Source organism: Acetobacter sp., assembly GCF_047721705.1.
Classification (GTDB): Bacteria; Pseudomonadota; Alphaproteobacteria; order Acetobacterales; family Acetobacteraceae; genus Acetobacter.
This window is the reverse complement of the sequence record NZ_JBDNXK010000053.1, coordinates 11,079-22,653: the sequence shown is the minus strand read 5'-3', so window position 1 is coordinate 22,653 and position 11,575 is coordinate 11,079. Positions and strand designations below refer to the sequence as shown.

Annotated in this window: 14 protein-coding genes and 1 other RNA gene (1 of these 15 running past the window's edge); 6 read left to right on the top strand and 9 right to left on the bottom strand. The window is 58.5% G+C overall.

Going from position 1 to position 11,575, the window contains the following annotated elements:
- Positions 1 to 18 precede the first annotated feature (18 nt).
- Together ABF824_RS10255 and ABF824_RS10250 are read left to right on the top strand one after the other, a co-directional pair.
- Complete coding sequence (locus ABF824_RS10255) at positions 19 to 870, top strand: 23S rRNA (adenine(2030)-N(6))-methyltransferase RlmJ (protein ID WP_415488648.1); 852 nt, start codon at positions 19 to 21, stop codon at positions 868 to 870.
- Positions 867 to 1,832 (top strand): NAD(P)H-dependent glycerol-3-phosphate dehydrogenase, encoded by a 966-nt coding sequence (locus ABF824_RS10250; protein ID WP_415488646.1) that lies wholly within the window; start codon positions 867 to 869, stop codon positions 1,830 to 1,832. Before ABF824_RS10255 ends, ABF824_RS10250 begins: the two co-directional genes overlap by 4 nt.
- 25 nt (positions 1,833 to 1,857) lie before the next feature.
- On the opposite strand, the gene ABF824_RS10245 is transcribed toward ABF824_RS10250, so the two are convergent.
- The 6 genes from ABF824_RS10245 to ABF824_RS10220 form a co-directional block, all read right to left on the bottom strand.
- Positions 1,858 to 2,421, bottom strand: coding sequence for a hypothetical protein (locus ABF824_RS10245; RefSeq protein ID WP_415488644.1), 564 nt, complete (start codon positions 2,419 to 2,421; stop codon positions 1,858 to 1,860).
- A 184-nt stretch (positions 2,422 to 2,605) separates the two neighbouring features.
- Complete coding sequence (locus ABF824_RS10240; RefSeq protein ID WP_415488642.1) at positions 2,606 to 3,196, bottom strand: IMPACT family protein; 591 nt, start codon at positions 3,194 to 3,196, stop codon at positions 2,606 to 2,608.
- Positions 3,196 to 3,750 (bottom strand): 16S rRNA (guanine(966)-N(2))-methyltransferase RsmD, encoded by a 555-nt coding sequence (gene rsmD, locus ABF824_RS10235; RefSeq protein WP_415488640.1) that lies wholly within the window; start codon positions 3,748 to 3,750, stop codon positions 3,196 to 3,198. The genes ABF824_RS10240 and rsmD overlap by 1 nt, the downstream gene beginning before the upstream one ends.
- Positions 3,750 to 4,514 carry a pseudouridine synthase gene (locus ABF824_RS10230; RefSeq protein WP_415488638.1) on the bottom strand — a complete coding sequence of 255 codons (765 nt, stop codon included), beginning with the start codon at positions 4,512 to 4,514 and terminating at the stop codon, positions 3,750 to 3,752. The genes rsmD and ABF824_RS10230 overlap by 1 nt, the downstream gene beginning before the upstream one ends.
- Positions 4,508 to 5,263 (bottom strand): gamma-glutamyl-gamma-aminobutyrate hydrolase family protein, encoded by a 756-nt coding sequence (locus ABF824_RS10225; RefSeq protein ID WP_415488636.1) that lies wholly within the window; start codon positions 5,261 to 5,263, stop codon positions 4,508 to 4,510. The genes ABF824_RS10230 and ABF824_RS10225 overlap by 7 nt, the downstream gene beginning before the upstream one ends.
- A gap of 62 nt (positions 5,264 to 5,325) precedes the next feature.
- Positions 5,326 to 5,460 (bottom strand): hypothetical protein, encoded by a 135-nt coding sequence (locus ABF824_RS10220; protein ID WP_415488634.1) that lies wholly within the window; start codon positions 5,458 to 5,460, stop codon positions 5,326 to 5,328.
- Between the two features lie 287 nt (positions 5,461 to 5,747).
- Between ABF824_RS10220 and ABF824_RS10215 the strand changes: the two genes are divergently transcribed.
- A complete protein-coding gene (locus ABF824_RS10215) occupies positions 5,748 to 6,212 on the top strand; it encodes a nucleoside deaminase (protein WP_415488654.1) in 465 nt (154 codons plus the stop codon).
- A 270-nt stretch (positions 6,213 to 6,482) separates the two neighbouring features.
- Positions 6,483 to 8,030, top strand: coding sequence for a Do family serine endopeptidase (locus ABF824_RS10210; RefSeq protein WP_415488632.1), 1,548 nt, complete (start codon positions 6,483 to 6,485; stop codon positions 8,028 to 8,030).
- Between the two features lie 46 nt (positions 8,031 to 8,076).
- Here ABF824_RS10210 and ABF824_RS10205 read toward each other — a convergent pair whose 3' ends face one another.
- From ABF824_RS10205 to thyX, 3 genes are all read right to left on the bottom strand, one after another.
- Positions 8,077 to 9,261 (bottom strand): MFS transporter, encoded by a 1,185-nt coding sequence (locus tag ABF824_RS10205; RefSeq protein ID WP_415488630.1) that lies wholly within the window; start codon positions 9,259 to 9,261, stop codon positions 8,077 to 8,079.
- 142 nt (positions 9,262 to 9,403) lie between these two features.
- The gene (locus tag ABF824_RS10200) at positions 9,404 to 9,640 is read right to left on the bottom strand and encodes a hypothetical protein (RefSeq protein ID WP_415488628.1); all 237 of its coding nucleotides are present in this window, start codon (positions 9,638 to 9,640) and stop codon (positions 9,404 to 9,406) included.
- Positions 9,633 to 10,541: an FAD-dependent thymidylate synthase gene (gene thyX, locus ABF824_RS10195; RefSeq protein WP_415488652.1), complete on the bottom strand. Its 909-nt coding sequence runs from the start codon at positions 10,539 to 10,541 to the stop codon at positions 9,633 to 9,635. The genes ABF824_RS10200 and thyX overlap by 8 nt, the downstream gene beginning before the upstream one ends.
- Before the next feature lie 152 nt (positions 10,542 to 10,693).
- On the opposite strand from thyX, the gene ABF824_RS10190 reads away from it, so the two are divergent.
- Positions 10,694 to 11,350 carry a CPBP family intramembrane glutamic endopeptidase gene (locus ABF824_RS10190; protein ID WP_415488626.1) on the top strand — a complete coding sequence of 219 codons (657 nt, stop codon included), beginning with the start codon at positions 10,694 to 10,696 and terminating at the stop codon, positions 11,348 to 11,350.
- A gap of 17 nt (positions 11,351 to 11,367) precedes the next feature.
- Positions 11,368 to 11,575: a transfer-messenger RNA gene (gene ssrA, locus ABF824_RS10185) on the top strand; it runs 62 nt beyond the window's last position.

Sequence of the window (11,575 nt, the reverse complement as noted above, 5' to 3'; positions counted from 1 at the left end):
TTCTTATAAAGGGTTTTGATGAACTATCGTCATTTATACCATGCCGGAAATTTCGCTGACTGCATGAAGCACGCGCTGCTTGTTGCGCTGCTTCGTGCTCTTAAGCGTAAAGCTACCCCTTTCTCAGTGCTCGATACGCACGCGGGGATCGGCCTGTACGATCTTTCCAGCCCTCAGGCAGAAGCGACGGGGGAGTGGCGTGATGGGATTGGTAGGCTGCTGGACCTGCCGCCTGACACAGCCGACATCGCGCCTCTTGCTGACTGGCTGGCGCTCGTCCGTAAAATCATGGCTGAATATGGCGGGCGCCCCGTCTATCCGGGTTCGCCGGAACTGGTCTCGCGCAGCCTTCGTCCCGGTGACACACTGGTTTGCAGTGAACTGCACCCGGAAGATCAACGCGTCCTCAGACGGCTGTTCCACAACAATCCCGCCGTTTCCGTGCATCATCGGGATGCCTATGAAGCGATCGCAGCTCTTCTGCCGCCTAAAACCGCCAAGCGTGGACTGGTGCTGATGGACCCACCATTCGAGCAACGCTCCGAATTCACCGATCTCGTGCGGGCTGTTTCGGTAGCGCGACAGCGATTTCCCACGGGTATGGTGGCGGTTTGGTATCCCATCAAGCACCGTGCGCCGCCACGCACGTTTTTCAATGCCTTGAAAGATGCCGGTCAGCGCAACCTGCTGAACTGCGAACTCACCATCCGTCCGCCCCTTGATCCGGAAAAACTCAACGGTTGTGGTCTGCTGATCGCCAATCCGCCTTACAGATTTGAAGAGGAAGCGCAGGCTATTCTCGCCCCGCTGTGCCATTATCTGGGGGAAGGTGAAACGCAGTCAGTGGTGGAATGGATAGTGCCGGAATGAAGCGGATCGCGGTTATTGGCGCAGGCTCCTGGGGCATTGCCTTGGCGCTTCAGGCTGCACGGTCAGGGGCGGCGGTGCGTTTATGGGCGCGTAACCCTGCGTCTCGCCTCTCAAACGGTGCCATGCCGCGTCTGCCGGACTTTCCCTTGCCAGAGACTGTCACCGTCACAGATAGTCTCGTGGTTGATGCCGACATGGTGCTTTCCGTGGTGCCGATGCAGCATTTTGCGGGCGTGTTGGCGCGGCTGGAAACGGCTGTGCCGGTCGTTCTGTGTTGCAAAGGGGTGGAACCGGAAAGCCTTCGTTTTCCGCTGGATATTCTCAGGAATATACGCCCTGACCTGACTGGCGCTGTGCTTTCGGGTCCCAATTTTGCGCACGAGGTCGCGGCCGGATTACCTGCGGCGGCGGTCATTGCGGCTGTTCAGCCGGGTCTTGCCCGCACGCTGGCGGATGGGCTCGGCACACCGCTCTTCCGTCTTTATGACAGCACGGATGTCGCGGGCGTGCAGCTTGGTGGCGCGGCCAAGAATGTCATCGCCATTGCGTCCGGTGCGACCATGGGTGCTGGTCTTGGTGAGAATGCGCGTGCCGCTCTCGTTACACGCGGGCTTGCTGAAATTACACGACTGGCTGTGGCGCTTGGAGGACAGGCGGCGACAATGGCGGGACTGGCCGGTATTGGCGACCTGATGCTGACCTGCACGGGTGGGGCTTCCCGCAATTATCGTGTGGGTTACGCGTTGGGGCAGGGCGCGACGTTGGAACGGGTTGTTGCCGAACTGGGTGGAGTGGCGGAAGGGGTGGCCACGGCTGGGGCCTTGGCGCGGCTGGCGCGGGAAAAGGGCGTTTCCGTGCCTGTCATGGATGCCGTGACTGAACTGGTGAACGGTCGGACGGATCTGCATGACGTGATGATGCAGTTGCTGACGCGTCCGGCAGGGGCAGAATTAGCCCACTGATCGGCTTGCAGAAGGCTGCAATCCATCAGTGCGTGGAGGGCATGTTCCAGCCCTCGTCAAAATCTGAGTCGCTTTTTCTTCTGGCATCAATAACAGCGATTCTCCGACGTGCCTCAAAGCATGCCAAGGCAAAGTCTTTGCTGCCGTCACAACTATGTTCATCAGGTTTGGAACGGATGGACATCCAATAAAGTGCCCCTCTTCTTTTCTCCCCCCGCAAATGTCCGATCCATTTTTCCCATTGTTGCCGCGCCTGATACCCTTCTTCTATTTCAGGGGTGATACGGTCCGCGGTCGAAAGCGGGAGTGTTGCTTCTTGCTGCTCGGCTGGGGGCGGGAGTGGCGCGGGCGCCGCGGAGGAGGCCGTATTCTGTTGGGCCAAGTGCGGAAAGCCGAGGAAAATAAAGGGTGCCAGAAAACAGAAAACAATAGCGAGCGCAAAAAGCAGTTTCTGCAGAAGTGTGGAGTGTGATTGTGCTGAAGAAGGTTTCTTGATTGCTATAATTTTTTCGCCTGTTTTCGCCTGTGTGCTTTCCCGAAAAGGAGCCTTTCTTTTACCAGATACTGTCAGACACTCGTTTTCAGACATGGATTACCTGCAAAACCAATCATTTGAACCCTTACAGCGCTTCTGAATATAAAGTAAATATCTTCTTTGTTTTGGAATCGAATTGATAGATTGGGGAATCGATTGAATAAACGATAGTATCTTTTATTGTTTTCGTCTCAATTATTTTACGGAAGCTATTTTAATTCAAGTAATGGCTTGATAGTCAGCACTCTGCCTCGCGAACGACAATCCTGCCGCTGCTCATATCTGCCAGTCGTGTCACACATTCTTCTACGCGCCCTACCGGCACGGCCACGATATAGGCCGCGCCTTCAGCATCGAAAGTTTCACTCTCTATCGTGGCATCCAGACCGGGGAGGCGTGAGCCGACCAACGCCAGATCGGTAAAGGGGCAGTGAAAGGTTAACCGTGTGCGCTCGACCAGTTCTATCCGTTCAGCGAGGCGCAGGCATTCCGCTGCCGTGCCGCCATAAGCCCGGACGAGACCGCCAGCTCCCAGCTTTACGCCGCCAAACCAGCGGGTGACCACCACTGCCACGCGGTCCAGTCCCTGCGCTTCGATGACCTGAAGAATGGGGCGTCCCGCAGTGCCTCCCGGCTCACCAGCATCATCGCTGCGATAGCGGGCGCCAATCTTCCACGCCCAGCAGTTATGTGTCGCTGTGGGATAGGAAACTTCGGCAATGAAAGACATGGCTGCTTCTTCGGTTTCAACGGGCATAGCCATGGCCAGAAAACGGCTTTTCTTGATCTCTTTCTCGAAATCCGCCCGTCCGACCAGTGTTTCCACCATCAGCCGGCCCGCCAGACCCACAATCTGGCAGCGCCATGCGTGCGTTCGGCCAGAATTGTCACATCCTCGACGGGCTGTGCTTCCTCACGGCCTGTCTCCGTCACGATCAGCGCTCCCGGTGCGATCCATCCGCGGGAGGAAAGGACAGCCAGTGCCTGCGCGGGAAGAGATTTTCCATAAGGAGGATCGAGAAAGATCAGATCGCAAGGCGCGTCGGCACGCGGGGCTTTCAGGACGCTACTTGCATGAACACGGGAAACGTCACCCATCTGGCATCCGGCAATATTTGCCCGGAGTGAGGAGAGAGCAGGCCGATCTGTCTCAAAAAACGTGCAGAATGTGGCACCACGCGAGAGTGCTTCCAGCCCCAGCGCGCCAGTGCCGGCGAAGCCGTCGAGCACATGCCGACCTTCCACACAATCGCGACCGCCCCATGGCGCGTGCAGGATCATGTCGAACAGCGCTTGCCTGACACGGTCAGCAGTGGGGCGTGTCGTCTTTCCCGGCGGAGCGACCAGAGCCCGGCCCCGCCTGCTTCCGGCAATGATCCGCATCAGTCGTGTCGGGCTTTGGCACTTTCCGTGTCACGGGGAAGCTGCGCTTTCATCACGCGGGGTGGGACTTCTTCAAGCTCACCGGGGCGCAGTTCACCCAGCGGGAAAGGGCCATAAGAGGTGCGGATCAGGCGGCTGACATGCAGGTTCATGTCCATCATGACGCGCCGGATCTCACGATTCTTGCCTTCCCGCAGCGAAACGGTCAGCCACGCATTGTCGCCCTTACGAGAGTCGAGCACGGCTTCGATTGGTCCGTATTTCACGCCTTCGATCACGCAGCCTTTCGCCAGACCGGCCAGCTTCCGCTCATCCACCACACCAAACACGCGCACGCGGTAACGCCGTAACCAGCCGTTGGAAGGCAGTTCCAGCCGACGGGCCAGAGCGCCATCATTGGTCAGCAGCAGCAGACCTTCGCTGTTCAGATCGAGTCGGCCAACGCTGACAACGCGCGGCATCCCTTCAGGGAGTTTCTCGAAAACCGTTGGGCGGTTCTCGGGGTCGCGATGCGTGGTGACCAGACCGTCCGGCTTGTAATAGCGCCACAGACGGGTGTGGTCCGGCCCCTGAATGAGCTTGCCATCCACGGATACGGCATCACTGTTCGTGACGAAGGTCGCGGGATGATCGACCACGGTGCCGTTGAGTCGGATTCGCCGCTCGACAATCATCCGCTCGATATCGCGCCGACTGGCGACGCCACTCCGCGCCAGCCATTTTGCGATCCGGTCGCCGCGTTCATCGTTCTTCTGGTCTACCATACACCGTCTCCCGACACTGTTTCATCCTGCGCAGCCTGTATAAAGGCCGCAAATAACGCACTGTCACCCGGATCGATCAGAAATTCCGGATGCCACTGCACTCCGACGCAAAACCGTGACGTCGGATCTTCGATTGCCTCAATAATCCCATCTTCTGCGCGTGCCGAGATCCGGGCCCGCCCCGGTGACCGCACGGCCTGATGATGGGAGGAGTTGACCGCCATTGTGCCGCGCCCGACGATCTGCCCAAGCAGCGTGTTCTGCTCGATCTTCACGATATGGCCAGCCTGATCCCGTGGATTGGGCTGTTCGTGAGGCAAGGCATCCGGTTGCTCGGTGGCGATGTCCTGCATGAGCGTGCCACCAAGCATGGCGGCGAGAAGCTGCATGCCCCCGCAAATGCCCAATATCGGAATGCCACGCTTCATCGCCGCGTCGATCAGCGCCATTTCCGCTGCGGTGCGGGTGGGCTTGAGCGTGGTCGTCGTTTCTTCGCGCGGAGCATTATAAAGCGTGGGGTCGATATCGAAGGCGCCCCCTGTGACGACCAGCCCATCCAGACGGGCGACAATCTTATCGGCAAGACAGGGAGCGTGAGAAAGAGCGACGGGCAATCCACCGGCCTTGATCACCGCGCTCATATAATTCGCACGCACGGCATACCACGGAAACGCTGAATACTGACCGGGACCGCCAGTTTCCTGATCAAGCGTTACGCCAATAAGCGGAAGGGGTGCGTAGGAGGACATACCGCTCCCCATAAAAGAAAGAGGAGCGGTCGTATACTACTCGCCTTCGCCTGATGTGACGATCAGCGGTGATGCGTCGTGAAAGTCGTAGTGGACGGCTTGACTGGCATCGGTGCGTATTTGTGAGTCAGATGTTCCGACGCGGCAAAGGCAAGGCCCATGGTTGCAGCCGCGAGAACCAGTGTCAGACTGTGCATGACGTTCTTCCTTCGCTTTGGCCAGATCGTGAGATCTGGGGCTGGCTTGCGGTGTATGAATCACTCTGTGTGTATGATGGAGAAAAATTGTTACAGAGTGCTTTGTTGTTCTGTAACAGACGATGCGGCTTTTCTACGTGTGAATCAAGGAAAAAACTGTGGTCTTTGGCTGTTTTTGAATGAAAGACACATTTTTGCCTTATGTGATGGCTGAAACAGAACGTGATGACCGCACCGTAATGAAGTGTTCAGGGAAAAATCCGGGAGGGCTTGCGGCTTGTCCCGGCATGGATGCCGCTATGAGGGAGGCAAAAAACGCTGCGGAGCGGGGAGAGGTGCCGGTAGGCGCCATTGTGCTCGATGAGGCTGGGCACATTCTTTCGGCTGCGGGCAATGAGGTGGAAGCCACGCATGATGCCGCCGCCCATGCCGAACTTCTTGCTATGCGGCGTGCGGCTCGCGCCGTAGGCAAGACCCGGCTTGAGGGCTGCACTCTGATCGTCACCTTGGAGCCGTGTCCGATGTGTGCGGCGGCGGCCGTGCATTTCCGGGTGAAGCGCATCGTTTTCGGGGCTTATGACCCAAAAGGTGGCGGCGTGGATCATGGACCACGCGTGATCGAGCATGCTTCCTGCATGCGTCATCCCGAAATTATCGGGGGGGTTCGTGAGCAGGAGAGTGCCGCGCTTCTGCGGGAGTTTTTCAGGGAATTGCGTGAGCGGGATGCTGGGCCATCACGGCATTCAGGCTGATGTCATCCATGATTGATGGATCATGATTTTCTCGCCCGGTCCCTTCATGCAGACTGCGCGACTTAATGATGAAAGATGTCGCCTGACCAAGCGCTGACGGAAAGGTTTCAAGCTAACCGAGCTTTCATCCCGCCGTATGGTTGGCGTTGCCTTCACATGACTAATTCTCCCTTTCCATCAATGGGATGGATTGCCCTTGCGTCCATCTCCGATCATCATCGGCGAGAGACCGCTCGGACGGTCCGGTTCAAGGGAATTATCGGAAAAGACATGCCAGTACAGAATTCGTCGATCCGTCAGGCCCGCAAGCGCTTCATGACGACAGCCACCATTCTTGCGGGTCTTGGCGCCGTTGCGTTTGCTTCGCCACTGGGAGCGAACCTTGCTCCCGCCGCTTTCGCTGACACCCCGATACAGCCGACGAGTCCGAACCGGACGATCCCCGATTTCGTGACTTTGGTGAAGCAGGTGAAGCCGGCTGTGGTGTCCATCACGGCGATGATCCGTCCGGACAGCAGCGATGGTGGCGATCAGGGCATGCAGCAGATGCCCTTTCCTTTTCCTTTCCCCTTCCAGATGATGCCGCAGCAGCGCCAGCCGGTTGAAGCGCGCGGCTCAGGGTTCATCGTGTCATCGGATGGATACGTCGTGACGAACAATCACGTCGTGAAGGGTGCGACCAAGGTCACCGCAACGCTGGAAGACGGCACCACCTTGCAGGCCCGTGTTGTCGGGCGGGACCCCAAGACCGATATCGCCCTGCTCAAGGTGAACAGCACCAAGAAGCTGCCATTCGTCGAACTCGGCGAATCGGATGATGTGCAGCCGGGTGAGTGGGTGATCGCCGTGGGTAATCCTTACGGTCTGGGCGGCACGGTCACGGCGGGTATCATCTCCGCGCTTGGTCGCGATATCGGCGATGGCCCGTATGACAATTTCTTCCAGGTCGACGCGCCGATCAATCGCGGCAACTCTGGTGGGCCGCTCATCACGCAGGACGGCAAGGTCATTGGCGTGAATACCGCCATCTTCTCGCCGTCAGGTGGCTCCATCGGCATCGGCTTCGCCATTCCGTCCGACATTGTGAAGACGGTCGTGTCGCAGCTTCAGAAAACCGGCCATGTCACGCGCGGCTATCTCGGGGTTGAAGCGCAGATCATCTCCCAGTCGATGGCCAATGCACTGGGTTTGAAACCGGCTTCGCCCGGTGCTCCTCCCGCAGGCGCGCTTGTCGCAAACGTGACGCCGGACAGCCCGGCTTCCAAGGCCGGGATCAAGGCGGGCGATGTCATTACCAAGCTGAATGGCAAGACAGTCGAAACACCTCATGCGTTGGCTGTAAAAGTGGCGGCTATCACTCCGGGAACCGATGCGACCATTACGCTCTTGCGTAACGGCTCGCCGAAAGACGTCACGGTGCATGTGGTCAATCAGTCCACGGCAAGCAGTGCGTCCTCCGCTGGCGCTGGCTCACGGGGCGAGAAGATCGGCGTGTCGCTCGCGCCTCTGACCAGTGACATGCGGCAGCAGCTTGGGCTCGATCATTCCGTGCATGGTGTGGTGGTGTCTGATGTGCAGCCGGGTTCCCCGGCGGATCAGGCCGGTCTGCGTCCGGGCGACGTGATCCAGGCTGTGGGCGATCAGGCCGTGGAAACACCGTCTGCCACGGTTACGGCTGTGACGGCCGCCCTGAAGGCGCGACATGCCGTGCTATTGCGTGTGCTGCGCGATGGGCAGTCGCTGTTCGTGGCGGTGTCGCTGGATGGTAGCAACACCGATAACAGCACTGGCCCATCGTTTGATGATGACGGTCAGTAAGACCGTGGAGCAGGGAAGGGGTGATCCAGCCCCTTCCTCAGTATTTTCAGTTTGAAGGCATTTTCCATGGAAATGCTTTCGGGCTGATCACAGCGAGCAGCATTCCTCCCATTGCAATGGCAAGGGCTGCCGGTGTCAGCACACTGAAGCCAGCCGAGGACAGGAGCTGTCCACCGACCGCCGACCCAAGAAGAATACCGAAATTGCTGGCGCTGTTGATGGCCGCTCCGGCGACATCAGGCTGCGTGGCATTTGCGCGGATGGCGCCTGACATCACACAAGGTGTGATTGCCGCAAAACCGATGCACCAGATTCCGATGGCCCCGGCGCATTGCCAGCTCGTCAGTAGATGCCCGTTCATCAGGCCCATGCCGACCAGAATCATGCACCCCGACATCAGCACGCCGCCAGCGGGGCAACGGTCCACCAGCAGGCCCGAGAGCCAGAGGCCGACGATGCTGAGGCTGCCGGTGATGAGCAGGAGAATGCTCAGGTCCGCTTCAGGCAGGCCATGCTGAAGAAGAAGGGGGGTGACATAGGTGTAAAGCAGGTTGTGGGCAAAGAAGAAGATTGCATCCACCAGAACGACAACGGTGAAGGCGCGCACAGCCTGCCGAGAGCGAATGACAGGAACGCCGCCGGGAGTGGCCGGTGAGGTCGGCACGGGCGGCAGTGCGAGAGCGACACAGACCAGTAGCGCGGCTGCAAGGCCTGTTATGATGAACATCGCCGTGCGCCAGTCGAAGAAATGGCCGATAGCGGCGGAGCCGGGCACGCCAAGAATGGCCCCGAGTGACGTGCCGCCATAGACAAAGGCAATCGCACGTCCGGTCATCGCGGCGGGAACGAGGCGTGCAGCGTAGGCTGACACCACGGACATCAGCACGGCATGCGCGAGACCGCCGATCATTCGTCCCAGGCAGAGAACGAGGAACGTGGGCGCCAGCGCCACGGTCAGATTCGACATCACATACCCGCCAAGCGAGAGCAGCATCAGCAGCTTGCGATCCATCCCGCTGGTGGCAATCGTCAGGGGAACGGCTCCGAACGCCACCATCAGCGCAAAAGCACTGACGGCCAGACCGGCCTGTCCCTGCGGGATATGGAAGGTCTGCGCCATGTCGATGAGCAGCCCGACGGGGGAGACCTCACTGGTCAGCGCCGTGAATGTGCAGGCGAAGAGCGCGCACAGACCGATCAGAGTGTGGCCCGAAAGAGTTTTGAAAAGCATGTTTTTCCTGAACGAAAACGATCGGGTGCAGCACGCCGATGTCATTTCGTTCTGGCATAACTGGCGAGGATGGAGAATATTTAAAGATACCGACCTGCTCTTTACTTTCTCCAGCCCCGAAACTGATCGTTCCACGAGGGCGTCAGGGAGAAGGAGAGGCACTGCCTTTTTCAGAAAAATGCTGGGCCGCGTTTTTCATAAGCACAGACGCCGGAACATTCTGTGAAGGGCCGGGCAGAACGAATTCCATCACTCCCCAGATCGCGATCAGTGTGACAGCCGCCGCGATGTAAGGGAAGAAAGAAGGTTCCTTGATGGGCGGAGATTCCGGCTTCTTCGGTGCGGCAGGCTCTTCGAAAATGGAGCGCGTATCATCCATGAAGCACAGCCTGAAACTCGTCCCACTCCCGGCGTGACAGGCCTGAATTTTCCTGTGTCACGGTTTCTCCAGCCAGCATCTTGCGGAGCAGGGCGACCATGGTGGCGGAGAACGTCACTGCGCCGACCCGATATTCCTTGAAGGCGGAAGCTGCGATCGGCACCCACGCTTCCAGAATGGAAAGCATGATTTCGGCGTAGGCACGGATTTCATACTGCGCATGTGGATCGATGCGCAGGGACAAGAAGTGCATCAGATTGTGCAGATCCACTTTCCAGTACCACTGAGTGTAGGTGTTCAGCGTCAGGTTCATCCGCGCCAGTTCCCGCGCCAGACCGGGACCGTTTTCCGTGTCGAGCAGGCCCTCATAGGTATCATAGCAGCGGATGGCGTCGTCACGCAGCAGGTTGAGCACTTTCGCTGCTGTGTCCGCATCCAGAACATCCCCGCGCCCCTGACGGTTGCTGGCGCTCTGTGCGGCCATATGCTCTGGCGCGGGCAGATAAAACTCCCGGTCGAGAATGGAATAACGCGCGGAATATTCATTCACATTGGCTGTGCGGTGGCGAATCCACTGACGGGCGATGAAGATCGGCAGCTTGATGTGAAATTTGATCTCGCACATCTCGAACGGGGTCGAGTGGCGATGACGCATCAGATAGCGGATCAGGCCAGTGTCTTCTGACACCTTGCGGGTGCCGCGGCCGTAGGACACACGGGCGGCCTGCACGATGGCGGCATCATCACCCATATAGTCGATCACGCGAACGAAGCCGTGGTCCAGAACCGGGTGTGCCTTAAAGAGAATCGCCTCGAGGGCGGAAACGGTCGGGCGTTTGGTCGTAGCCGTCGTCAGCCCATGCTCTTCGATTTCGGTGCGCTGCGCGTCGGTCAGGGGCATGGTCATACGGCCTTGTGTCTTGGGGCTGAAGGGGCTGAAGCGAGCCCTCTAGCATAGGGCGAGCGGGATACGGAACAACGGCTACAGGCAGTGGGAGCGCCTGTGCGTCGAGATTGCCATCCAAGAGATTGTTTTTTCCTTATAATAACAGGATGCCTTCCTTTTCCTTCAGCCCGGTTTCGACTACGCGCTCAGTGCGGCTTGGCGTCGAATTCGTGCTCATCTTTTTCGGCGGTCCTCTGCTCATACTCGCAGCCCATAAAGCTGGCCTTCTGTTCGGGATGTTATGGGGCGCGGCTCTCCTCATCTGGCTGATATCCGGACAGCAGGAACCGGTGAGGCATGACGGCAGGCGGGAGGTGGCCACTATTTTCAGACGATTCGCGGTATTGGCGCCGATAATCGCCCTTCTGACGTGGGTTTTGAGTCCGCAGACTTTTTTTCAGCTTCCTCGAGAGCGGCCAGTGTTCTGGCTGGTCATCATGGTGCTTTATCCGCTGCTGTCGGTCTGGCCGCAGGAAATGCTCTATCGCCGCTTCCTGTTCGCCCGCTATGCGCCGCTTTTTCGTTCACAACCGGCCCTGGTGCTCGCAAGCGCGGTCAGCTTCGGTTTTGCGCATGTCATGTTTCTGAATTGGATCGCCGTGAGTATGACACTGATTGGCGGGTTTCTGTTCGCCCGCGATTATGCCCGGCATCGGTCCGTCTTTCTCGCCTGTGTCGAGCACAGTCTTTATGGATGTCTTGTGTTCACCCTTGGTCTGGGGCGCTTCTTCTACACGGGCGCTGCCTGGCATGGTCACGGTTAGCAGGGAAGGAGTGAAAGCCCCTTGCGGAAGGAAGGGTATCTCCCTATCTTCATGAGTGCAGGAGGGTTCGACCCTTGGCTATGGCGATAAACGGAACGTAGAATAAGCGTTGTGGACCCGGGGGCGGTACCCGGCGTCTCCACCATAAAACTCCCGGCCAGTTCGGGATTGTGGGGACGAAACAGGCTCGACACGCGTGGTAAAGACCTTCTTTTTGCCCGGCAT

Bases quoted from the DNA above. Each gene is read 5' to 3' on its own strand.
- ABF824_RS10255 (WP_415488648.1), top strand. From the start codon at position 19: ATGAACTATCGTCATTTATACCATGCCGGAAATTTCGCTGACTGCATG.
- rsmD (WP_415488640.1), bottom strand. From the start codon at position 3,750: ATGCGGATCATTGCCGGAAGCAGGCGGGGCCGGGCTCTGGTCGCTCCG.
- ABF824_RS10205 (WP_415488630.1), bottom strand. From the start codon at position 9,261: ATGCTTTTCAAAACTCTTTCGGGCCACACTCTGATCGGTCTGTGCGCG.
- ABF824_RS10215 (WP_415488654.1), top strand. From the start codon at position 5,748: ATGGATGCCGCTATGAGGGAGGCAAAAAACGCTGCGGAGCGGGGAGAG.
- ABF824_RS10250 (WP_415488646.1), top strand. From the start codon at position 867: ATGAAGCGGATCGCGGTTATTGGCGCAGGCTCCTGGGGCATTGCCTTG.
- ABF824_RS10230 (WP_415488638.1), bottom strand. From the start codon at position 4,514: ATGGTAGACCAGAAGAACGATGAACGCGGCGACCGGATCGCAAAATGG.
- ABF824_RS10225 (WP_415488636.1), bottom strand. From the start codon at position 5,263: ATGTCCTCCTACGCACCCCTTCCGCTTATTGGCGTAACGCTTGATCAG.
- ABF824_RS10240 (WP_415488642.1), bottom strand. From the start codon at position 3,196: ATGGTGGAAACACTGGTCGGACGGGCGGATTTCGAGAAAGAGATCAAG.
- ABF824_RS10200 (WP_415488628.1), bottom strand. From the start codon at position 9,640: ATGGATGATACGCGCTCCATTTTCGAAGAGCCTGCCGCACCGAAGAAG.
- thyX (WP_415488652.1), bottom strand. From the start codon at position 10,541: ATGCCCCTGACCGACGCGCAGCGCACCGAAATCGAAGAGCATGGGCTG.
- ABF824_RS10245 (WP_415488644.1), bottom strand. From the start codon at position 2,421: ATGTCTGAAAACGAGTGTCTGACAGTATCTGGTAAAAGAAAGGCTCCT.
- ABF824_RS10210 (WP_415488632.1), top strand. From the start codon at position 6,483: ATGCCAGTACAGAATTCGTCGATCCGTCAGGCCCGCAAGCGCTTCATG.
- ABF824_RS10190 (WP_415488626.1), top strand. From the start codon at position 10,694: ATGCCTTCCTTTTCCTTCAGCCCGGTTTCGACTACGCGCTCAGTGCGG.
- ABF824_RS10220 (WP_415488634.1), bottom strand. From the start codon at position 5,460: ATGCACAGTCTGACACTGGTTCTCGCGGCTGCAACCATGGGCCTTGCC.